The sequence below is a fragment of the Erwinia sp. GW821-FHT03D09 genome (genome assembly GCF_059420805.1).
This window is the reverse complement of the sequence record NZ_JBWKUK010000025.1, coordinates 17787-39261: the sequence shown is the minus strand read 5'-3', so window position 1 is coordinate 39261 and position 21475 is coordinate 17787. Positions and strand designations below refer to the sequence as shown.

Sequence of the window (21475 nt, the reverse complement as noted above, 5' to 3'; positions counted from 1 at the left end):
TACAGAATTAATAAAACATGATTGATTACATCTTAACATCATTACTTACATGATTACCATCCAGTATCCTGTACTTATATACATACGGTTGATAAAATCCACGGATTAATATCATTAATATTCACTCCGGGAAAGTCAGACTTGCTGATTTCACATCCCGGATGTATTCGTTGAAGCGATGTTCAATTTCCGATGATGCATTCGCCCGAAATGCAAAACGTGGATGGTGTCATTATTGTAAATTGCCATCCTGCATTCTGTGCCGATATACATACGTCTTATAATATGCACACGCTTTTGATAACTAACAAATAGTGAGTCCTGAAGCATGTCCTGGAAATATCTATTGAGGCGCATTGCATTCAGTCCTTATGACTATAACGCCATTAATATCCACCCAAAAAAAGTCAGCCTTGCCGTTATTCACATCCCGGATCAGATCGGGGACGCGATGTCCGTTTTTCCGGTGATACGTTCGCTCGAATTGCAAAAAGTGGATCATATTATCATTGTGGCATCAACACTAAACAAGGCGGTTTTTGACGATCTGATTTTATCTCCGACCCGACTTACCGTTATTGAAATGACATTTCAGGATAACGCACGCTTAACGGAAGTTAAGGCGGTGGCGCTGGAGATACGTAAAACTTTCGGCCCCCCCGACCTCTGTATTGAAGCAATGCGAAAAAGTAATTTTAAAACAATGTGTTTCATAAGAAACCTGAAGGCTAAAACTAACTTTCAGGTAGTGGGTTTATCCCTGAAATGCTTCTCGCCAGCATGCAAAATCCCTTCCAGAATGGACCAGATTTTTCGCGCACCGGTGCCGTTAACCTGGTCGATCATGATGCGAGAAGCCGGGTTTCCTGCCGTGCGGCCCCGATTTGAATTTCCGCTGAGTGAGGATGTGAGAAATGAAGTACGAGAAGATTTAGATTACGCGGGAAAATATATTGCACTCAATTTTGAGGGCAGCGTTGATGAGCGCACTTTTTCGGTGTCAATGGTGAAAAAAATAATAATGTTAATCAGGAAACAGCTAAAAATCCCGGTGATTGTTGTCCACAGTCCTAAAGGAATGAATACCGCAATGGAATTAGAACGGACGTGCGATCATGTTTATCGCCTGAGGCTGACGCCATCCATAAAACGGTCCGCTGCGGTGGTTAAAGACGCTTTTATCGTCATCACACCGGACACATCGATATTACATATTGCCAGCGCATTTAATATACCGACCATTGCCATTTACGCCAATTATAAAACGCGCTGGCCGGCCATGCAGGATATCGCGGAAACGATCGTCGTTGGAAATAATATCAACGAACTCAATCTGGACGAGTTCACTATGGCATTACGGAGCCTGAAGACGCGCCTTGATCTGCCTCATGAAGGTCGGGAAGTGCCTGCAGGCCATGCTGTGAACGAATAATATTGATGAATTCTCGCAGGGCAGGATGAACATATCGCTTGCTACTGTAGTAAATATTAAAAGGCTCGCCATAAGAAGAGTGTGCGGACATCACATTCACCAGCGCACCTTCAGCAAGCTCATCACTCACGCGCGATTCCAGCACATAGGCAAGGCCTGTACCGGCTTTGGCTACCGAAATAGTGGTTTCCGTATCCTTGATGGTGATATGGCCTGGAACATTAATACTGATGCCGCCTTCAGGTGAATCGAATTCCCAACGATAACGCGCGTTATTCCCCAGTAATAGCTGGATGCAGCGGTGTTTTACCAGCTCAGCCGGGGATGCGGGCACGCCGTATTGCTTAACGTACTGCGGAGAACCGACCACGATCCAGCGCTGCGCACCGGTCAGCGGCACGGCAACCATATCCTCCGGCACCAGATGGCCATAACGCATACCGGCATCAAAGCCTTCGGCGGTGATATCGACCGGCCTGTCCTCCACCACAATGCTGAGCCTGACCTGCGGGAAGCGCTCGGAGAATATTGGTAATGCAGGGGCAACCAGCAGCTTTGCCGCATCGGCAAAAACATTAACGCGCAGGGCACCGAAGCTGTTACGCCCGGGCGCATCCAGCGTTTCAACTGCGGCAGAAATAGTGTCAAATCCCTCACCCAGCTTTTCTGCCAGCTGCTGCCCTAACGCCGTTGATGATACCGCCCGGCTGGTGCGGTTTAGCAGGCGGGCATCAAGGCGCGCTTCCAGCCGTCGTATTGCATGGCTGACCGCCGAAGAGGTCAGACCCAGCTCAATCGCCGCCAGCTTAAAGCTGCGGCAGCGCAGCACGGTCAGAAAAACCTGAAGGTCTGCGAAATCAATACGTTCCATAACGATGACGTTCCTGATTAACTGCCTGAATGAACGGCAAACATCTATTATTGCGGGCTATATAATCTGGTAAAGGCAACGCTTCTGCAATCATTCTGCTGTCTGTCCCGATGTAGCGGGTCATCTTTGCCCTTTTAGCCAGCCCCGGCATGAAGGCTCCGGTCAATATATCCATCCAGCCACCTTGTAAGGTGGCTATTCATTTAAATGGCACTTACGACTTATTTTTTTCGCTGTTGCTTAGCTCTTCGATGAACATAGCTCTCTCTTTCAATTTTTTATATGCATCAGTCTCACCAATTAATTCACTCAGCTCATGGAACGAATGGATTAGCGCGCTGGCCTCTCTGGTTTTATTTTTCTTTAAAAGTAAGTTAGCAAGGAAAACCTGGGCCGTAGCAACAACAATTAAAATATCTTCATTTGGCGAATCACTAAATTTCTTTATTATTTCCCAACATGCTTTTTCTTCATCTTCAGCGTTTGATTCAAACACTAAACCAAGCATAGAACAGGCAACCAATACCTGAATCGCATCGTTTTTATATTGACCAAAGCGTTCGATAAGCTCGCGGTATCCCTGACGCTTTTCTTCACCTTGAGCATCAACTGCCAGGTTGAACATCGCGCTGGCAACGCGTATTGCACGTCGGCGCGAAGGTTGTACAACAATGATGAATTTCATTAACTGCTTGATTGAACTCTATTCATCTTTTATCACGGGAGATCCCGTCGGGTAAACGCTAAGCTCCTTCATACACCCGATTTTGTATCCCGGTTTGCCGAGTCGCAGCCACCATTTTTCAGTCAATAACGGTAAGGAATGACAAGATGAAACACAGAACGCTGGGAAAAACCGGCCAGAAGGTGTCGGAAATTGGTTTTGGTGCCTGGGCGATTGGCGGTACCTGGGGCGAAGTCAGCGTCAAAGACGCAGAGGAAGCGCTGAACGCCGCCCTGGATGCCGGAATCGACTTTATTGATACCGCCGATGTTTACGGCGACGGGCGTTCAGAAAAAATTATTGCCAGCGTGCTGAACCAGCGCGGCGGCAAACGCCCGTTTATCGCCACCAAGCTCGGCCGCCGGCTTTCCCCGCATCAGGCTTCCGGCTACACCGAAAAAAACCTCAACGATTTTGTCGATCGCTCACGCGTTAATCTGCAAATGGATACGCTGGACCTGGTGCAGCTGCACTGCCCGCCGACGGAAATTTACTATACCCCGGAAGTCTTTGCCGTGATGGATGAGATGATTGCCACCGGAAAAATACGCAGCTATGGCGTGTCGGTTGAAAAAGTTGAAGAGGGTCTGAAGGCGCTTGAATACCCGAACGTTTCCTCTATTCAGCTGATTTATAACATCTTCCGGCAGCGTCCCGCCGAACTGCTGCTGCGGGAAGCGAAGCGGCGTGACGTCGGCATCATCGCCCGCGTACCGCTGGCTTCCGGATTATTGACTGGAAAAATGAACGCCGCCACCGCTTTTTCCGCCGACGATCATCGGGCGTTTAATCGCAATGGTGAAGCCTTCGATAAAGGGGAAACGTTCTCCGGCGTGCCTTATGAGGTGGCGCTGGATGCCGTTGAGGATATCCGCCGTTTCATTACCGGTGACGTGACGATGGCGATGTTTGCCCTGCGCTGGATACTGATGAATGAAGATGTCACCGTAGTGATCCCAGGCTCGAAAAACAGAGTACAGTCACAGGCTAACGCCCAGGCGAGCGGCGTTGACGCGCTGCCGGCGGAAACTATGACCGCGCTGAAGCAGCTCTACCAGGAAAAAATCGCGCCGTGGGTGCATCAGCGCTGGTAGCAGGGATTATCGATTCTCAGATCGGTAAAACGGGGGCGCTGCGGCCTCCGTGTGTTCACCTTCAGGCGTTAAACGGCGCATGCCCCAGCAGCATGGCATCAATAACCGCTAAAACACCCTCTTCATCGTTAGCCGGTGCCGCATAGCGCGCAGCCGCTTTTGCCGCCGGTGAACCATTGGCCATGGCAAAGCCAAATCCGGCATGCCTCAGCATTTCCAGATCGTTGCCGCCGTCGCCAAAGGCCAGCACTTCGTCATCCGCAACGTCGTAAATCTGCTGGATACGACGGATGCCGTTCGCTTTATGATTGCCGGGGATAATCAGGTCAACGGAGCCGTGGCCGCTGGAGACCGGCGTGACGATATCCCCCACCTCTTCAGCAATCTGCGCCATCAGAGCGCTGACGTCATCCTCAACGTAGCTGAGCGCGAATTTAAAAACGGTGTCGTCAATCTGGTCATAGCTGTCGATTTTCTCCAGCATATGGTAGTAAACCCGCATCTCATTGAAGAACGCCTCGCCGGCGCTGGCCAGCATCCAGGCCCATTTCCGGCCACAGACCAGGAAGTTAACGCCCTCAATCCGGCTTATCACTTCAATAACGCGTTTTACTTCAGGCTCCGGCAGGCTTCCGCAATAGATCTCCCGCTGCTTATCCACTATATAGGCACCGTTTTCCGCCACGTAGGCCAGTTCGGCATCAATATCAGGAAAGAAGCTTTTTAACTGGTAATACTGATTGCCGCTGGCGACCACGAATTTGATATTTCGCTCTTTAAGCTGCTGGTACTGTTCGGCAAAACGCTGACGCGCGTAATCACCCTGACTGTTGAGAAAGGTTCCATCCATATCCACGGCCACAAGCTTAATCATCGTTTATCTCCCTGCAATTTAAAAAAAGCCGGTACGAAAGACCCGGCCGGCACAGTGCCACTCAGGTAATCGTTAATATTTCAGTTTCAGGGCGCCCAGCACAATAACCAGGAAGCTCAGTACCACCAGCGAAAACGCCGCATAAAGATTGGAAAGATGCGCCACCCAGCCAATCAGCGCCGGCCCGCCCAGCACGCCGAAGTAGCCCAGTGTGGCCACCATCGCCACCGAACGGTTAACCGGCATCACTTTTTCCTGACCCGCCAGGGTAATCAATACCGGAACGATGTTCGCCGCGCCAATCCCCACCAGCGCGAAGCCAAACAGCGACATCGCCCAACCGGCAGTCAATACCGTCAGCAGGTAACCAACGATACCCAGCACACCCCCGACTATCAGCACCCGCTTGCGGCCCAGCGCGGTGACCACCGCATCGCCGGTCAGGCGCATCAGAGACATAGCGATGGCAAACGCCGCGAAGCCCCAACCCGCATGCTCAACCGCCATACCGCGTTCCTGGGTGATAAAAATACCGCTCCAGTCGAGGATGGCACCTTCGGCCATAAAGCAAATCATCGCCATCACCGCCATCAGCACCAGACGGAAATTAGGTCGCGCTTTGCCGCCTTCAGACTGTTCTTCCTCCCCACCGGTCGGCAGCAGCGATGACAGGAAGCCCAGCGTCACCAGCACCACCAGCGCCACGGTGCAGAGCGAGGCCCCCAGCGGCGAGAAGCCGGACCCCAGCAGCAGCGCCCCACCGCCCGCCCCGACGATACCACCGACGCTCCACAGGCAGTGGAAGCCTGACATCAGCGGCTTTCTTGCCGCCTGTTCCACCAGCGTACCCTGCACGTTCATCGCCACATCGGTCAGGCCGACCCCCATGCCGAAAATCAACAGGCTCAGCGCCAGCAGACGAATATCGCTGAAGATCGCCAGCAGCGGCAACGTCAGGCAATACAGCAGCACCCCGGCGACGATCACCGTGCGGCAGCCCAGCCGCCCGATGATCCGCCCGGAAGCCAGCATCGCTATCAGCGAGCCGCCTCCGAGGCACAGCAGCAGTAGCCCCAGGTCCCCGGCTTCGGCCCCCGTTCGCAGTTGCGCATAGGGAACCAGCGCCGCCCACAGGCCCATCGCCATCCCGGTGACAAGAAATATTGCCCGCGTGGAGGCCCGACGTGTAGAGCTGTCCACCCCAACCAGCGCGTTTTGCATCGACATAATCGGAGGTTCCTTCGCTTGCGATTAAACTTATTAAAAGTCTTTTAATAATTCGGTATTATTACGATGGCGAAAAAAATGTCAATCGGGGAACGGGAAATTATCGGAAAGACATGCGGCGTTACTCCGCGTACAAACGATGGTAGTTGTACTGTTGCAGAGTGCGATCGGCGATACCCTGCAGATAGTCCTGGCGAATTGAGTCACGGTAAATCAGTTCAGGCAGATGTTTTTCCGGAACGTACCGCAGGCAGATTTCTCTCATCTCCGGTAGATGGTCAGCGCGAATGTTATCCCCCGCCACCGCAACGGTGCACGGGTTAATCAGCGCCGTCAGCGAAACCAGGGTTTTGGCCATGCCTTCCACCAGCGACGGTTCGCCTTCGACGTTAAACGGCAGATGCAGCACTTCACCGGCAAAATTACTGACGCCTGTCAGCACCTTGCCATCAATAACCATGCCGCAGCCGGGGTAGTGAACATCGGGTTTGTAGAGATAGGCTACCGGTGCACGAATGCCCGCACAGCTGCTGCGGTAAAAGCCCCATACCGTGTAGTTCAGATCGTTGCCCGCCTGGGTAAAGCAGCCGGTTTGTTGCGCCGCGCGCTCTGCAATCGGCAACCCGCTAAACAGCGAGATATCACAGTATCCCACCACATCGTCCACCACCACGCCCGGCAGCCCGATGCCGATGACTCGCACGCCGGGATATTGTGCCAGCAGGGAGGCAATCAGCATGTCGAAGGTTTCCACCGTCTGCGGCAGAAACGGCATCTCTCCCTGAGCCAGCAGATTGCCTGTGGCCGAACTGACCGCCCACACCAGTTCAGCACGGGCATCGCTTCCCGCCGCGTACAGGCTCAGGACGGAGAAAAAATCCGGGTTGCAGGCATAGCGTTGCGCCGGACGACCACCGCGCGATGCTTCAAATTCCAGCGCCAGCACTTCACCGGTGAGGGTCAACTCATTGAGTACTGCACCACAGGTGGCACTGCTCAATCCGGTTTGCTGCGCCAGCTCGCCCTTGGTTGCCGTGCCAAGGGATTTCAGCATCCCGATCACCAGCGCGATGTTGCTCTTTTTCATTTCACGGGTGGTTCGGCTGTGCGGCGTATTCATCTTTTCTCTTCGGCTGTCGCGGGTAACGACAGTAATTTAACACAGATGGGCACTTTCAGGGCTGCGCTTAGCCCGGGGCGGGAGAATCAGCCCGGTTTTAATCTCAAACCGGGCATGTGTATCAGGTTTTCACTGTTGTATAACGTTCGGCCAGTTTATCGAGGAAGGTATACAGCACCTGATTCATCGCCCGGTAATCATGGGCGCGCAGCTCATCCGCTGTGTTCACAAAACGCAATTCAGCCGCACGGCTGAGATCGTTTTCAGAGTGGGCAATCAACAGTTCAACCACTTCGGGCGTCAGTTCCATATGGCACTGGAAGCCGAAAACGTGATCGGGATACCGATAACCGCTTTGCCCGCTTTGATAGCCGAAGCAATCAGCAGCTGCTCACCTTTGGAATCAAAGTGCGGGCACGCTTCCGGTGTGGTTGCCGGGTCCTGCGGGCCGCCCATCACGATCAGAAAATCAATATTGGTGACTGCCTTCGGTAACGGCTCACCGGCGTAAACCCGGGAAAAGGTCACATCATGGCCACGCTCTCTGGCCCAGATTTCATAAGCGCCCGGGGCTTAAAAACTTTCATGCACGATGAAATGTACGCGCATTTCAGGTAACTCCGTTGATCGTGATACCGGCCCGTTTCAGGCCAGCTGAGGAATAAAAGTCTGGCGCGAAGCAGAGAGGATCGCTGCCAGAGACTGCGCAATCTGTTCGGTTTCCGCCGGGTTAAGGTCGGAGACGGTAATCCGCAGACCGCTACTGGTACCGCCGAGCGCAAAGGAATCCCCGCCCCTGACCAGCCATCCGCGCTGAGCCAGCTGCATGACAATGGCCGAAGTATCACCGACAAGCGGAACCCAGATATTCAGTCCGTCATGCTGCGACGAAATAGTGACACCGTAACGTTTTAACGCCGTCACTAATCCTTCCCGCTGCTGCTGATAGCGCTGGCGCGCCTGCTCAATTGTCTGGCGAAACTGTGGTGACGTTATGGATGCGCCGGCCAGGTCCTGAAGAATATGACTGACCCAGTTGGTACCGGCATTGAGCCGCTGCCGCAGGCGGGCGGACGTCTCACCATCGCTGGCGACAAAAGCCAGCCGCAAATCAGGCCCGAGAAATTTCGACGTCGAGCGGATCAGCACCCAGTTCTGCGTATTAACCGGAATAACATGATGATAATCCTGCGTAGAAAGCAGAGAAAAATGGTCGTCCACAATCACCAGCACCTGCGGATAGCTTTCCAGCAGGGTACGGAGCTGTGCGGCTCTGCCAGAACTTAAGCCGTAACCGGTAGGATTGTGCGCGCGCGGGGTAATAATTACCGCCTTCACCCCGGCTTCCAGCTGGCTCGCCAGCGCCTCAGGCTGCATCCCCTCAGTATCAACCGGCACCGGGCAAACCTGCAGACGGTTATGTTTTAGCGTGCTGATACTGCTGAGAAAGCAGGGATCTTCCACCGCCACCCGATCGCCGGCAATCAGCCAGGTTGCCAGCACGCGCTCTACCGCATCGACCGCACCGCTGGTCAGATTCAGTTCGAAGCGGGTTGATATGTCAGCCTGTAACCATTCACGCCCTGCCTCTTCCAGTTCCGGGCGAATAGTGGCTTCACCGTAAAGGCTTGGTGAACTGCGGATAAAAGTCACGAGATCGTGAAGCTGTGGCAGAACGTCGGGGGAAGGATTACCGCTGGCAAGATCCTTCAAAGTCAGGCCGACGGTGCTCCCCTCCAGCTCTACGTCTGATACGGCGTCACGAATAATGGTGCCGTTACGCCCCTGCGAGAGCGCAAAACCCGCATCGGTTAACCTTTTATAAGCCAGTGCAACCGTATTGCGATTGACCCCAAGCTCGTTTGCCAGCTCCCGGACGGAAGGAAGCAGCATTCCCGGTGTCAGCTCGCGGGCATGTACCAGAGATCGAATGCTGTCGAAAATTTCACCTGCTGTTTTACCGTTTATCTTCATTGAACTGTGACAAAATCAGGTTTAGCCTAGGACAATGTTAATTCACTGCCGATGAGTTGTCTATCCGTTATGAAAACACACCAGAGTTCCCCCCTCGATCCGGCTGTCGCGGAGCACACGCAGCCGCGCCATGAGATGCATAATCGCTGGCCACAGGCGGAAAGCGTTGAGGATTTCCGCCATAATCTGGCTGCGGTTCAGACACGGATCGGCAGCGCCTGCCTGCGCGCCGGTCGCGATCCTTCTGAGGTGCGGCTGCTGCCGGTAAGTAAAACCATGGATGAAGCCCACATTCGCCTGGCGCATCAGGCAGGCTGCACCATGCTGGGCAAGAACAAAGTGCAGGAGGCGTGGAGCAAATCGCAGGCAATGGCCGATTTAACCGATCTCAGATGGTCGGTTATTGGTCATCTGCAAACCAATAAAGCAAAGCTGGTTGCCCGCTTTGCCAGCGAATTTCAGGCGCTGGACAGTCTGCATACCGCAGAGGCACTTGACCGCCGCCTGCAGGCAGAAGGCCGGGCGCTGGATGTATTTGTACAAGTGAATACCTCAAATGAACCGAGCAAATACGGGCTGCATCCCGATGCTGCTGGCGAATTTATGCAAAAAATTCAGGGCCTGGATACCCTGCGCGTGCGCGGTCTGATGACGCTCGCCGAATTCAGTTCCAACGCCGCACGTGTGCGGGCCTGTTTTGTGCGGCTGCCAACGCTGCGGGATCGCCTTGGTGATGCACAGCAGCTGGCGCTGTCGATGGGCATGTCCGCGGAGATTTCGAAATCGCGATAGAAGAAGGCGCAACCGTCGTGCGGGTCGGACAGGCTATTTTCGGCGCGCGGTCACTGCCTGACGATCACTTCTGGCCAACGGAGAAATAATCTCATGATACCTGGCATCACTCCGGCCCAGCTGCAAAAGCGCCGCCCGGAAAAAAACGCGGATATTATCTCGATCCAGTCGCAGGTCATTTACGGTACCGTCGGCAACAGCATTGCCCAGCCTGCGCTGGAAAGCCACGGCTGGCAGGTTCTGGCCGTACCCACCTTTTTACTCAGCAATACACCCGACTATCCCAGCTGCTTCGGCGGTGAGATTTCATCAGAATGGTTCCGCGGCTTCCTTCAGGGGCTGCACGATCGCGGGCAGGATGCGCAGCTGCGCGCCATTATTACCGGCTATCTGGGCAGCACCAGTAAAGCCGGTGAAGTCAGCCGCTGGCTGCCTGATACGTTGCGGAGCAATCCGGCTGCGATGGTGATTATCGATCCGGTCATGGGTGACGACGACTGCGGCTACTACGTCGATCCGGCGCTGCTGAGCTGGTATCGCGACAGTCTGGCACCGATGGCAACAGGCCTGACGCCCAACCGCTTTGAACTGGCCTGCCTGAGTGGTAAAACGCTGGAAAATGACGATGATGTCATCTCTGCAGCACGAACGTTGCTAAACCAGCTAACTCAGTGGGTTATCGTCACCAGCGCCGCGCGCAGCGAAGTGGGAAACAGCCTGCGCGTCATTTGCGTGACTGCAGAGGCGGTGCATATCATTGAGCACGAGGCCTACGACGGCGCGCCCAAAGGCACCGGCGATATGTTTACCGCACAGCTAACCGCTCTGCTGCTGAAAGGTTTAACGCTGTTCGACGCGGCAGAACTCGCCTGCCAGATGACCCGCCGCAGCGTGCTGGATTCGCTGAATGATGGGACAGGACTGCTGAATCCACGACCGGATATGTCGATCGGTCCGGCGGGGAATGAGACTGACTGAAGCGGAGTGACAGCGATATTCTGACCGGCTGGCGATAGCCATCGTCAGCGCTAAAGACTCTCAGCCTCCTTACCTTGAGCAAACACCCTGTCGGTCAGGAAATCGACCAGCGCACGTATCTTTGGTGATGCGTGCTTGCTGGCAGGCCAGAGGATATGGAACACCCCTCTGCGCTTATCGATATCGTCCAGCAGGGTCACCAGCTGCCCTTCCGCAATCAGGTTGTTAATTGCAAACCCCGGCAGAAAAGCAATACCTAACCCCTTGAGAGCAAAGCACACCCGGGTCTCGATATTATTGCATACCATGGAAATCGGCAGACTCAGCTCCACTTTACTGCCAAGCTCCCATTTTTCCAGCTTTCCGCTGTACGGAAAACGGTAATGCATACAGCGGTGACGCAGCAGATCGCCGGGATTTTCCGGTGTGCCGTAGCGGGAAAGATAGGCGGGAGAGGCAACGATTTTCATTGTAAAATTGCCCAGCTTTCTGGCCGACAAACGGGAATCCATCGGCTGCCCGGTGCGGATCACCGCATCAAAACCTTCCTCAATCACCTCCACCATTCTGTCGCTGAAGTCCAGATCCAGCTCGATGTCCGGGTAGCGCGCCATAAAATCGCCCAGCACCGGCAGCAGTAGCGGGCTGACCTGCGGCAGGCTGATGCGCAGGCGTCCCGCCGGTTTTCCCGCCACCTGCGACAGCTCAACCTGTGCGGCCTCCATCTCACCGATAATACGCCGGCTTCGCTCCAGAAACAGCGCCCCTTCAGCCGTCAGCGTTATGCTGCGCGTGCTGCGATGGAACAGCCGGACGCCCAGCTTTTCCTCCAGCCGGGCAATGCTTTTGCTGACCGCCGAAGCAGAAAGCCCCAGCTGGCGACCTGCCGTCACGAAGCTGCGGCTTTCCGCCACCTGCACAAATACCGTCACGCCGCTAAAGCTGTCCATTTTCACCTGCCGATTAACGAAATTTATTCACGGGTTAACTGAACTATACCCTACTTTTTCTTTAATACGTCACTGCTTAAGGTAGTCGGACATTCACTGATTTAAGGAATTCCAGATGAGCAACAGCGCTATTCCACAGGTTATGGTATCGCTTTCAGATCGCGTCAGCGCGGTCATTCAACAGGCCCTGGACCAGCAGAGACTGGTGGGTGCGGTTGTGCTGATTGCCCGACATGGCCGCATTGTTTACCGCCAGGCCGCCGGGCAGGCCGACCGGGAAAACAACCGCGCTATGACCCCGGAAACACTATTCCGCCTGGCTTCGGTCAGCAAGCCGATTGTCTCTGCCGCCGCACTGGTGCTGGTCGCACGCGGTCGACTCGATCTGGACAGCCCGGTCAGCCGCTGGCTGCCGGAGTTTACCCCAACGCTGGCCGACGGCAGCCCGGCAACCATCACCGCCCGTCAGTTGCTCAGCCACACCGCCGGTCTGGGCTATCGCTTTTTTGAAAGCGATGAACAGGGTCCTTATGCGGCGGCGGGCGTTTCCGACGGCATGGATTCTTCTGATATATCGCTGGACGAAAACCTGCGGCGTATTGCCCGCGTGCCGTTGCAGTTCGCACCGGGCAGCAGCTGGGCATACTCACTGGCGACCGATGTTCTGGGCGCGCTGGTCGCCCGCGTCCACGGAACCACGCTGAATGAGGCGGTTCGCGAGCTGATTACCGATCCGCTGGCGATGCACGACACTGCTTTTTACAGTGCCGAACCGCAGCGCGTGGCCCGTGCCTACGTCAATGATCAGCCCCGACCGCACCTGCTGCGAGAAGGTGAAACCGTGCCACCCTTCCCCGATGTGGTCGGCATAAACTACAGCCCGGCACGCATTTTCAATGCCGATGCTTTCCCTTCAGCGGGTGCGGGAATGGTCGGATCGGCAGATGATTTTCTGCACCTGCTGGAAGCGCTGCGCGATGGAGAAACGCTGCTGCCGCGCACGCTGGTTGATGAAATGTCCCGCGACTGGACGCACGGCCTTGAGCTTGAAGGCTCACCGGGTATCGGTTTTGGCCTCGGTTTCTCGGTACTGCGCGACCCCAAACTTGCCGCCTCGCCGGAGTCGCCGGGTACCTGGCGATGGGGCGGTGCCTATGGCCATTCCTGGTTTGTCGATCCGCAGCAGGGCGTGAGCGTCATTGCCTTTACCAATACGCTGGGTGAAGGGATGTCCGGGCAGTTCGTTAACGATCTGCGCGATGCGGTTTATGGTGTTTCCGCTACCGGCAGGGAGGCAGCATGAGCAGTGACGTCACCGCGTTTGTGGAACGCGATCGGCTGCCGGTTTCCGCCCTGCTCGCCCTGGCGCTGGCCGGATTTATCACCATTCTGACAGAGGCGTTACCGGCCGGACTGCTGCCGCAAATCAGCAGCAGCCTGTCCGTTTCCACCGCCAGCGCGGGGCAGCTGGTGACACTGTATGCATTGGGATCGCTGCTGGCGGCGATTCCGCTGACGGTCGTCACACATAATCTGCGGCGCAGGCCGCTGCTGTTGACGGCGGTGTTAGGTTTTATCGTCGCGAATACGGTAACAGCGCTGTCCGGCGATTATCTGCTGACGCTGTCCGCACGGTTTCTGGCCGGTGTTTCCGCCGGATTGCTGTGGGCGCTGATCGCCGGTTATGCTGCCAGAATGGTCCAGCCGTCGCTGAAAGGACGCGCGATCTCGCTGGCGATGGTCGGCACTCCGCTGGCGCTGTCTATCGGTATTCCGCTGGGCACGTTTATCAGTGGAATTATCGGCTGGCGTAGCTGCTTTATGGCGATTTCCGCACTCAACCTGCTGCTGATGCTATGGATCGCGGTCAGCGTACCCGATTTTGCAGCCCAGCCCGCCGCAAAAAGACTGCCGTTGTCCGCCGTACTTCGCCTGCCCGGCGTACGATCGGTGCTGGCGGCCACGCTGATTTTTGTGCTGGCGCATAACGTTCTTTATACCTATATCGCCCCGTTTTTACAGGCGGTACAGCTGGCAGATCGCATCAGCACGGTGCTGCTGGTGTTTGGCATTGCGTCCCTGCTGGGGATCTGGCTGGTTGGCATCACCATCGACCGCTGGCTGCGGGCGGGCGCGCTGCTGTCAACGCTGCTGTTCGCGCTGGCGATGGTGCTTTTGCAGTGGGGAGGCGGCAGCCCGGCGATGATATATTCGGCGGTAGTTCTGTGGGGACTGGCATTTGGTGGCGCGCCCTCGTTATTTCAGACTGCACTGGCGAAAACCGCCGACGACTCAGCCGATGTGGCGCAGTCCATGCTGGTGACCGCATGGAATATCGCAATTGCGGGAGGCGGCGCGGTGGGTGCGGCGATTTTGACCGGGTTCGGGCCGGGTCTGCTTGCCCCCACGTTACTGGCCCTGCTGGCACTCACCTGGGGGACGATCTGGCGGGCAAAACGCTACGGATTCAGGGCATAACGGGTGGATTAAGGCTCCATAAACAGCAGCGCGCGCTCGCTGAGATGCAGCTTTTCCCCCTGATAACGGTGAGTCAGCGCGTGATAGGACGGCGCGGCAATGATAGTTTTGATACTGTCGGACAGGGCGTTTAATGCCTGCTGCATCTGCGGCAGGTAGTTATGCGTATCGTAGACGCGGTCGATCCCTTCGAGCGCGTGGTTCATGATCTTACGCGCCACATCGTTTGGCGTATCCAGCGCCGCCAGCCGGGATCGCGCGGTACGGCGCAGGTCTCGGGTGGTAAAAGGCTCCAGACCAAGCCCGCGATCGGCACGGATCATTCTTCGCAGCGCCTGAGTAATGGCTCCCTTAGATAAAGGACATGACACTGTCACTGGTGACGGTACCAGCCAGGGGGAATCCTCCGGGCTGGCCCGCATTAGCGCATCAATGCAGGTGCGCATCAATGGGGTAATCGGCAAAATATGCTCGCGCTGGGACTTATTTCGATCGCCCTGCCGCCAGATGCCGGATTCCAGATTAAACTCCTGCTTGCGTGCCTGCACCACTTCATCCGGCCTTCGCGCCGACAGCAGGCACAGCCTGAGCGCCCAGCGACACTGCTCGGAAAGCTCCCACTCATCCAGCCCGTGCCAGAACACCCACACTTCTGCATCGCTCAATGTACGGGTTCCCGGCGGTGTACTTCTTCCGGCAATATCCCGTTTTTTCATCGCACTTAGCGGCGAATGGTTGAGATATCCCTGAATTTCCGCCCAGCTGAGAAACTGCTTACAAAGCGAGAAAACGCGCCGCGCTTCCTCTTTTTTACCGTCGGCAATCAGGATGTTAAACAACCGGTTGAGCTGCAGGCGGGTCACGCCGCTCAGGGATCGATGGCCAATTACCGGCAGTACGTGCTTCAGCAAAGACGAAACGGCGATTTCCGGGCGACGGCGGGTTTGCAGCAGCGAAAGGCGAACCCACAGTTTCATTACCTGCTGCACGCTGCCCTTATCCTCACCGGACTCCAGCTGGATCAGCGAGGCGTTTTGTACCTCGTTCAGCCAGATCAAAACGTGGCGGCCAACGTGAGGTGAGTGCAAAAGCGGTGTTTTCTGTTTTTCAGCCATACGCGGTTCCGGCGATATTTCCCAACAACGATCGGCTTATTCGGCAACGATCGCTGTTAATGATGTTCATTCCAGCCCGTTATCTTCTCTTACGCAGAGGGATAGATCGGTGATTTCAAAGCATATTTTACCTCGTAGCGCAGTATGACTCCAGACTTAATAGGTCTGGAGTCATAAAAATAGCGCAGAAAGAAATCTGATGAAGATGACGGATCAATCTCAGGCCAGTTCAATCAGCATTACGGCGGTGGTATTGGCTTCTAGGGCGTCAAAAATATGGGGGCAGTCGGCAGAATAGCTGATGTAATCGCCCGCGCTGAGTTCAACCCACTGCTCCACAGGCCCGATCCGTGCACGGCCGCTGCAAAGGATCACATGTTCCAGCGTCCCCGGCTGATGTGGTTCCGACAGGCGCGGCTCGCCGGGCTGCACACTGAGGCGATAGATATCGCGCTGCGCCCCCACCGGGCATGCGGCCAGTAGCGTTGCAATATAGTTCGCCTGGCCGGAAACCAGCGGCGTGCCTTCACCGGCGCGGATCACCTGTACCTGCTGGCGCGGCTGGGCGATCGGTCGGCTGACGGGAACATCCAGCGCCATCGATGGTGAACGGCCGCTCATCGCCATACCGGCGAGCGAAGGTAACAGTCCCCCTTCCAGATAACCGACGGTCTGCACCCATCCCGACAGTCTGACCGCCGAGGCGGCATCCGGGCTGACAGCAACCGGAAGATGCAGCGCCAGCGGAAAACAAAGTCCGATGGCGATCCCCATCAGCAACACGGGAACAAGCAGGGTGTAATTGATCCCCGCCTGCAAAGCAAAAAATACCGACAGTCCGGCGGCAAGCCAGAATAGCGATTTACTTTTCCCGGTGACCGGCGGTTGTTCGTTACGTGCAGGAAGTGAAAACAGGCTCCAACAGATCAACGCCAGCAACGTTGGCAATGCCCAAAATGCCATTCCGCCTCCGGGATGCCCGCTGATAGCCGCAAGGGAGGCGGTGCCGAGGGTGGCCGTCCCGGCTCCGGCGCCCATCGACGCAGCATAAATACTCACGGCCAGTCGGCCACGATTGGCACAGCGGAGTTTGATAAAACCGGAAATCATCGGCCGGATCAGCGCATCACCCACGCCTACCAGCACCGCGGTCAGCAACAATAATCCAAACCAGCTATCGAACCAGCGTAGTAATTCACCGAAAAATACCAGCATCAGTCCGACCATCAGCGTTTGTTTCAGACCGACTCTTTTTTCCAGCAGAAATGCCAGCGGGGAAACAATTCCCATGCAGATCACCGGAATACTGGTCAGTAATCCAATCCCCGCCGAACTGACGGTGGAAAACTGCCGTTGCAAAACATCGGAAAGCGGTACAACAGATGATATCCCCGGCCGTAAACAAAATCCGGCAAGGAACAAGAGAAACAAAACTGGAAACTTCAGGGGGATTTTCATTAACGTTAACCCGGGCGCTGCACGTTGAGATGGGATGCAGAACAACACACAGCGCCGCTTAAGATAAAAAGTGGAGTCTGTGCGTTGAATGACGTTAACGCGTACGAATGTATCGGCAATGAAAGTAGCATAACCCTGGCCTGGTGAAAAGCCCTGTTTACCGGGGCCGAAGAGGCCGCCACTCCCTGCATCACTTACAGTATGTTGTAACTATAACCCCCATTGATAATAATCCTGTCATATCAAAACTCATATCAGGATCAATTAGGCAACAAGGAGCTCACAAGAGTGAGTATGCTAACGATGCTGTTGCCCGGTTTATTGATAATAACGAAACCGTATCGATAACTGTTTAATCTCCAATTGACGGTATGCCCGGATAAATTGCTTAGCGACGAACCGCATTTTATTAAAATGTACAAAAGTGTGGAAGACATCAGATTTCTTCTCAGAACTTTGGTTGATAAATGGATTTTTTACAAATTTTGTTAAATCTCGGGTGACAGGGTAACGCGAATAGTTTATTAATACGGTCGCTAATGCGATGCTGGCAACGGCGGAGCACAAGCAATCTGAGGCATAGTGGATTATAAATTCCCACCTTTTTATCCAGCATTGATTACGATATCCGCATGCCTGCGGGGTAAAGTTTCATCAGATAATGATGAGTCACCAAAGAAAGTGTTAAGATTTATCCCATATGTTGTAAATATAGTTCTTTTGCCATTCGCTACATTAGTGACTAAACTTTCACTGAAGAAACATTTAAAGAAACATTTTTTTTGATTTAGTGTTTTTTCGTGATTCATTTGTCTGTACACTTGTCTTCGAAACATTAGTTGACTAAATTTAAACCAACCCAAAGGTTACGGATTCCGTTATGAGTGAAACGCTAAAAGTATTAAATAACATTCGCACCCTTCGTGCCCAGGCTCGTGAAGTCTCTTTAGTTGAACTGGAAGAGATGCTGGAAAAACTTGAAGCGGTTGTGAACGAACGACGTGAATCAGAAGCCGCTATCGCTTCTGAGATTAAAGAGAAAGAAGAGAAGCTGGCTAAATACCGTCAGATGCTGTTGGAAGACGGGATTGATTTAAGCGAACTGACCGCCGCTGATACCACCGCTGGCAAAACCCGTACCAAGCGTGCACCTCGTCCGGCTAAATATGAATATACTGATGAAAACGGCGAAACTAAATCCTGGACCGGCCAGGGCCGCACCCCGGCTGTGATCAAGCAGGCGCTGGATGCGGGTAAATCGCTGGATGATTTCCTGATCAAGTAATGATAAAGGGTCACTCAAAAGAGTGACCCTTTACTTTTCCCCTTCTGCTACCGCCGAATTTTTAATCTCTTTCTATTTAAAACCCGCCGCAAAGTAACGATCTTTTTTCCTGCCCAACACGTTAACATTGACACATTGATCGCCCTGGATAATCGCGGACACAGAAAAATCTGTATGTGCACGTTGAATTTGATCCATACCCACAATATAGCGTCAGGTTTTTCACTGCAGATTCGGTTTAGCCCAGCCTGACAAGAATATTATCCCAATAATAGCGATATTCTGACAGACTGCTCGACATAAAACCGCTGCCGGGATAACCTTATTCATTACTAAAATGAGTCGTCACCTCGTGTTTACCGGGTCAATCCGCCGTATCAGATGCCAGTTCAGAGGAAAATTCCGTCATCAAAATGCTTAGCGCCCTCACTGCGGGAAAACTAGCCGGCTTTAATATTCGTTCCGGCACTGTGCTTTGATTACCCCTGTTTTGAAAATATGCAACGCCAGCCAGGCAGAAACCCACCGACGACGTTAGCCGTGTTATTCAACAGCGTCAGACTGTTTTATGCGATTGAGCAGTAGCAGCAAACGATCAATATTGGCGTCTTCCGTTCGCCATGAGCAAATGCTGATACGTAAAGCGGGTTGCCCCTGCCATTGCGTCGCAGCAAACCAGGTTTCTCCAGACACCTGAACCGCATCGCGAATACGCAGCGTCTGCTGTTGATCATCAGCACGGAACAGGACCTGATTGAGCGCCACCCGATTCAAAACTCGATAGCCGGAGGATGACAAACCTTCAGCCACTCGCTTTGCCAGCCGACAGTGACGCTCAACCATCTCCGCCACCCCCGTCCTCCCCAGCGAACGCAGCGCGGCCCAGACAGGAATGCCACGCGGCCGGCGGGAAAACTCCAGCGTCAGATTTTTCTGCGCGTCCTCTGCCACCGCCGAATACACCGCGTCGCCGCACAGGGTGGCCGAAAGCGCCGCGGCATGACGGCATATTGCCATCGCGCAGTCATAGGGCGTGTTCAACCACTTATGCGCGTCGGTCGTCCAGCTATCGGCCTGCTCCACGCCATTAGTCAGTATGTGGAGTGCAGAAGCTCTGGCCCACAGACCGAATGCACCGTCAACATGCACCCAGCTTCCGGCCGCCTTTGCCAGCGGAATAATCCTTTCAAAATCATCAAACTCACCGCTGTTAACCTCTCCAGCCTGCAGGCACAGGATGGTGCGGTCGTTCAGCTGCGGCAGTTGTTCGATATCCACCTGTCCTCGTTCATTCACCGGCGCGATTAACAGATGACGCAATCCGAAACCCAGCACGCGCAGCGCCTTAATCACCGTGATATGCGCCAGCGCCGACACCACTACGCGGATCTCCGGCGCACCGATCAGCCCGTCCTGGTCAAAGTCCCAGCCCTGTTGCTTCAGCAGCTCGCGCCGGGCGGTCGCCAGGCAGCTCAGGGTACAGGCCGTGGCGCTGGTGCCAAATCCCACCGCACTTTCACTGGGTAAGTTGAGGATTTCCAGCAGCCAGCGCGACGCCTGCCGTTCCAGCGTGGCGGAAACCGGCGAATTATCCCACCCGGAAGCGCACTGATCCCAGGCGATCATCAGGCGCTCGGCAGCGCTGGCCACCGGCAGGGTCGCGCCGATAACAAAACCAAAATAATCTGCCCCGTTAGAGGCTGTGGTCGCAGGCGATCCAACGTCATCAAGCATTGCCAGCGTTTGTTCTGTCGGATGTCCGTCCAGCGGCAGGGGCTCATCAAAACGTTTCAGCCCGGCAATCGCTTCTGCATCGGGAAAGACACGCCGCGAAGGCAGCGAGCGGGTGTAATCCAGCGCGCGTATGTCCGCTGCCGCCAGCAGTGCAAGTTCATCCATTTTTCACCTCATTTAATTGTGTGTATAAATTGAAGACCAGAGCCAGCAGACTTATCGCCGCACCCGTCATACAGACCGACGACCATCCGCCGTAAGCAAATGCCTGTGTGGAAACCAACGCACCCAGCCCGCTGCCCGCAGAGTAAAACAGCATATAGGCGGCGATCAGCTGCGAACCTGCGGCATTTTGACCGCTCAGTAGCAGGCTCTGGTTAGTAACGTGCAGCGCCTGTCCACCTGCATCCAGCAGAAAAATGCCGATAATGAGCATCAGTAGTGAGCTTTCCCCAAGCCACAGAGGCAGCCAGCTGAGCACCAGTATCAGCAGAGATAAGCGAGTATTACTGCTGGCCAGACCGCGATCGACCCGCCTGCCCGCCCGGCTCGCAATCAGCGCACTGAACGCCCCCACCAGCCCAAGCGCGCCAATTTTTCCGTGGTTCAGATTCCAGGGCGGCGGCGTTAACAGCAATACCAGCGCGCTCCAGAAAATCGCAAAGCTGGCAAACATCAGCAGCGCCAGCACGCCGCGTATTTGCAACTGTCGATGCTGACGCAGCAGAAACCAGAAAGACACGAGCGGTGGATGTCCGCTGTCTGTTTTCTGCGCAGGGAGATCGGGAAACCGCCGCCAAAGCACTGACGCCAGCAGCGTCATGATCAGCGCGGAAGCTAAATAGACGCTGCGCCAGCCTGTGATATCGCTGAGCACCCCGGCAAACACCCGCGCCAGCAGTAGCCCGCCCACCACACCGGCAGAAACGGCGCCCACCGTCTGGCCGCGCGAATGCTCCGGTGCCGCTGCCGCAGCAAAGGCGATCATCCCCTGAGTCATCGCGGTGCCGGTCAGGCCGGTCAGCAGCATCGCCAGCAGCAGTATTGTGCCATTCGGTGCAACCGCCACCAGCAGCAGTGAAGCGATCAGCGCCACCAGCTGACAGCGCATCAACCGACGGCGGTTCAGCCTGTCGCCCAGCGGCACCAGTAACAACAGCGCCAGCAGGCAGCCCAGCTGCGTGGCAAAAATTACCGTACCCAGCGAGGCGGAACGCAGCCCAAAGCTGAGGCCGAGGGTATCCAGCAGCGGCTGGGCATAATAAACGTTGGCAACGCTGAGGCCGGTTCCGGTGGTAAACAGAGCAACCTGCCAGCCGGGCAACCCCTGCGGCGATCCTCTTACGGGAATAACGTGACTCACTTTCGC

Annotated in this window: 18 protein-coding genes and 3 pseudogenes; 7 read left to right on the top strand and 14 right to left on the bottom strand. The window is 55.0% G+C overall.

What is annotated here, in order from left to right; genetic code table 11:
- Positions 1-328 precede the first annotated feature (328 nt).
- Positions 329-1432: a glycosyltransferase family 9 protein gene (locus AC07U6_RS20470; RefSeq protein WP_494764628.1), complete on the top strand. Its 1104-nt coding sequence runs from the start codon at positions 329-331 to the stop codon at positions 1430-1432.
- Here the strand turns inward: AC07U6_RS20470 and AC07U6_RS20465 are convergent.
- From AC07U6_RS20465 to AC07U6_RS20455, 3 genes are read right to left on the bottom strand one after another with little or no spacing between them, the layout of a single operon-like run.
- Positions 1347-2303, bottom strand: coding sequence for a LysR family transcriptional regulator (locus AC07U6_RS20465; protein WP_494764629.1), 957 nt, complete (start codon positions 2301-2303; stop codon positions 1347-1349). The two genes, AC07U6_RS20470 and AC07U6_RS20465, sit on opposite strands and share 86 nt — an antisense overlap.
- A complete protein-coding gene (locus AC07U6_RS20460) occupies positions 2290-2478 on the bottom strand; it encodes a hypothetical protein (protein WP_494764630.1) in 189 nt (62 codons plus the stop codon). Before AC07U6_RS20460 ends, AC07U6_RS20465 begins: the two co-directional genes overlap by 14 nt.
- 39 nt (positions 2479-2517) lie before the next feature.
- Positions 2518-2988: a hypothetical protein gene (locus tag AC07U6_RS20455; RefSeq protein ID WP_494764631.1), complete on the bottom strand. Its 471-nt coding sequence runs from the start codon at positions 2986-2988 to the stop codon at positions 2518-2520.
- 146 nt (positions 2989-3134) lie between these two features.
- Here AC07U6_RS20455 and AC07U6_RS20450 point away from each other — a divergent pair, with 146 nt between their 5' ends.
- Positions 3135-4121 carry an aldo/keto reductase gene (locus AC07U6_RS20450; protein WP_494764632.1) on the top strand — a complete coding sequence of 329 codons (987 nt, stop codon included), beginning with the start codon at positions 3135-3137 and terminating at the stop codon, positions 4119-4121.
- Positions 4122-4182: 61 nt separating this feature from the next.
- On the opposite strand, the gene AC07U6_RS20445 is transcribed toward AC07U6_RS20450, so the two are convergent.
- The 5 genes and pseudogenes from AC07U6_RS20445 to ptsJ form a co-directional block, all read right to left on the bottom strand.
- The gene (locus tag AC07U6_RS20445; protein ID WP_494764633.1) at positions 4183-4995 is read right to left on the bottom strand and encodes a Cof-type HAD-IIB family hydrolase; all 813 of its coding nucleotides are present in this window, start codon (positions 4993-4995) and stop codon (positions 4183-4185) included.
- 72 nt (positions 4996-5067) lie between these two features.
- The gene (locus tag AC07U6_RS20440) at positions 5068-6222 is read right to left on the bottom strand and encodes an MFS transporter (protein ID WP_494764634.1); all 1155 of its coding nucleotides are present in this window, start codon (positions 6220-6222) and stop codon (positions 5068-5070) included.
- Between the two features lie 121 nt (positions 6223-6343).
- Positions 6344-7342 carry an ROK family protein gene (locus AC07U6_RS20435; RefSeq protein ID WP_494764635.1) on the bottom strand — a complete coding sequence of 333 codons (999 nt, stop codon included), beginning with the start codon at positions 7340-7342 and terminating at the stop codon, positions 6344-6346.
- Between the two features lie 121 nt (positions 7343-7463).
- Positions 7464-7897: pseudogene (locus AC07U6_RS20430) on the bottom strand (hypothetical protein).
- Positions 7898-7987: 90 nt separating this feature from the next.
- Positions 7988-9316 (bottom strand): MocR-like B6 salvage transcription factor PtsJ, encoded by a 1329-nt coding sequence (gene ptsJ, locus AC07U6_RS20425; RefSeq protein WP_494764636.1) that lies wholly within the window; start codon positions 9314-9316, stop codon positions 7988-7990.
- A 69-nt stretch (positions 9317-9385) separates the two neighbouring features.
- On the opposite strand from ptsJ, the gene AC07U6_RS20420 reads away from it, so the two are divergent.
- Together AC07U6_RS20420 and AC07U6_RS20415 are read left to right on the top strand one after the other, a co-directional pair.
- Positions 9386-10108: a YggS family pyridoxal phosphate-dependent enzyme gene (locus AC07U6_RS20420; RefSeq protein ID WP_494764637.1), complete on the top strand. Its 723-nt coding sequence runs from the start codon at positions 9386-9388 to the stop codon at positions 10106-10108.
- Positions 10109-10201: 93 nt separating this feature from the next.
- Positions 10202-11086, top strand: coding sequence for a PfkB family carbohydrate kinase (locus tag AC07U6_RS20415; protein WP_494764638.1), 885 nt, complete (start codon positions 10202-10204; stop codon positions 11084-11086).
- A 50-nt stretch (positions 11087-11136) separates the two neighbouring features.
- Here the strand turns inward: AC07U6_RS20415 and AC07U6_RS20410 are convergent, their stop codons facing one another.
- Positions 11137-12036: a LysR family transcriptional regulator gene (locus AC07U6_RS20410; protein ID WP_494764639.1), complete on the bottom strand. Its 900-nt coding sequence runs from the start codon at positions 12034-12036 to the stop codon at positions 11137-11139.
- Positions 12037-12151: 115 nt separating this feature from the next.
- Here AC07U6_RS20410 and AC07U6_RS20405 point away from each other — a divergent pair, with 115 nt between their 5' ends.
- A complete protein-coding gene (locus AC07U6_RS20405; RefSeq protein WP_494764640.1) occupies positions 12152-13339 on the top strand; it encodes a serine hydrolase domain-containing protein in 1188 nt (395 codons plus the stop codon).
- Positions 13336-14514 carry an MFS transporter gene (locus AC07U6_RS20400; protein WP_494764641.1) on the top strand — a complete coding sequence of 393 codons (1179 nt, stop codon included), beginning with the start codon at positions 13336-13338 and terminating at the stop codon, positions 14512-14514. Before AC07U6_RS20405 ends, AC07U6_RS20400 begins: the two co-directional genes overlap by 4 nt.
- Positions 14515-14522: 8 nt before the next feature.
- Here the strand turns inward: AC07U6_RS20400 and AC07U6_RS20395 are convergent, their stop codons facing one another.
- The 3 genes and pseudogenes from AC07U6_RS20395 to AC07U6_RS20385 form a co-directional block, all read right to left on the bottom strand.
- Entirely contained in the window at positions 14523-15629 is a 1107-nt protein-coding gene (locus AC07U6_RS20395; RefSeq protein ID WP_494764642.1) for a tyrosine-type recombinase/integrase, read from the bottom strand.
- A 219-nt stretch (positions 15630-15848) separates the two neighbouring features.
- Positions 15849-16238: pseudogene (locus AC07U6_RS20390) on the bottom strand (cupin domain-containing protein); the annotation flags it as partial.
- Positions 16239-16523: 285 nt separating this feature from the next.
- Positions 16524-17087, bottom strand: a pseudogene (locus AC07U6_RS20385) (MFS transporter); the annotation flags it as partial.
- An 880-nt stretch (positions 17088-17967) separates the two neighbouring features.
- On the opposite strand from AC07U6_RS20385, the gene AC07U6_RS20380 reads away from it, so the two are divergent.
- Positions 17968-18372: an H-NS family histone-like protein gene (locus tag AC07U6_RS20380; RefSeq protein WP_205067114.1), complete on the top strand. Its 405-nt coding sequence runs from the start codon at positions 17968-17970 to the stop codon at positions 18370-18372.
- 543 nt (positions 18373-18915) lie between these two features.
- Here the strand turns inward: AC07U6_RS20380 and AC07U6_RS20375 are convergent.
- Together AC07U6_RS20375 and AC07U6_RS20370 are read right to left on the bottom strand one after the other, a co-directional pair.
- Positions 18916-20271, bottom strand: coding sequence for a pyridoxal phosphate-dependent decarboxylase family protein (locus AC07U6_RS20375; protein WP_494764643.1), 1356 nt, complete (start codon positions 20269-20271; stop codon positions 18916-18918).
- Positions 20264-21469, bottom strand: coding sequence for an MFS transporter (locus AC07U6_RS20370; protein WP_494764644.1), 1206 nt, complete (start codon positions 21467-21469; stop codon positions 20264-20266). The genes AC07U6_RS20375 and AC07U6_RS20370 overlap by 8 nt, the downstream gene beginning before the upstream one ends.
- Positions 21470-21475 lie beyond the last annotated feature (6 nt).

Bases quoted from the DNA above. Each gene is read 5' to 3' on its own strand.
- AC07U6_RS20380 (WP_205067114.1), top strand. From the start codon at position 17,968: ATGAGTGAAACGCTAAAAGTATTAAATAACATTCGCACCCTTCGTGCC.
- AC07U6_RS20405 (WP_494764640.1), top strand. From the start codon at position 12,152: ATGAGCAACAGCGCTATTCCACAGGTTATGGTATCGCTTTCAGATCGC.
- AC07U6_RS20470 (WP_494764628.1), top strand. From the start codon at position 329: ATGTCCTGGAAATATCTATTGAGGCGCATTGCATTCAGTCCTTATGAC.
- AC07U6_RS20375 (WP_494764643.1), bottom strand. From the start codon at position 20,271: ATGGATGAACTTGCACTGCTGGCGGCAGCGGACATACGCGCGCTGGAT.
- AC07U6_RS20465 (WP_494764629.1), bottom strand. From the start codon at position 2,303: ATGGAACGTATTGATTTCGCAGACCTTCAGGTTTTTCTGACCGTGCTG.
- AC07U6_RS20410 (WP_494764639.1), bottom strand. From the start codon at position 12,036: ATGGACAGCTTTAGCGGCGTGACGGTATTTGTGCAGGTGGCGGAAAGC.
- AC07U6_RS20420 (WP_494764637.1), top strand. From the start codon at position 9,386: ATGAAAACACACCAGAGTTCCCCCCTCGATCCGGCTGTCGCGGAGCAC.
- AC07U6_RS20460 (WP_494764630.1), bottom strand. From the start codon at position 2,478: ATGGATATATTGACCGGAGCCTTCATGCCGGGGCTGGCTAAAAGGGCA.
- AC07U6_RS20435 (WP_494764635.1), bottom strand. From the start codon at position 7,342: ATGAATACGCCGCACAGCCGAACCACCCGTGAAATGAAAAAGAGCAAC.
- AC07U6_RS20415 (WP_494764638.1), top strand. From the start codon at position 10,202: ATGATACCTGGCATCACTCCGGCCCAGCTGCAAAAGCGCCGCCCGGAA.
- AC07U6_RS20400 (WP_494764641.1), top strand. From the start codon at position 13,336: ATGAGCAGTGACGTCACCGCGTTTGTGGAACGCGATCGGCTGCCGGTT.
- AC07U6_RS20455 (WP_494764631.1), bottom strand. From the start codon at position 2,988: ATGAAATTCATCATTGTTGTACAACCTTCGCGCCGACGTGCAATACGC.
- AC07U6_RS20450 (WP_494764632.1), top strand. From the start codon at position 3,135: ATGAAACACAGAACGCTGGGAAAAACCGGCCAGAAGGTGTCGGAAATT.
- AC07U6_RS20440 (WP_494764634.1), bottom strand. From the start codon at position 6,222: ATGTCGATGCAAAACGCGCTGGTTGGGGTGGACAGCTCTACACGTCGG.
- AC07U6_RS20395 (WP_494764642.1), bottom strand. From the start codon at position 15,629: ATGGCTGAAAAACAGAAAACACCGCTTTTGCACTCACCTCACGTTGGC.
- AC07U6_RS20445 (WP_494764633.1), bottom strand. From the start codon at position 4,995: ATGATTAAGCTTGTGGCCGTGGATATGGATGGAACCTTTCTCAACAGT.
- ptsJ (WP_494764636.1), bottom strand. From the start codon at position 9,316: ATGAAGATAAACGGTAAAACAGCAGGTGAAATTTTCGACAGCATTCGA.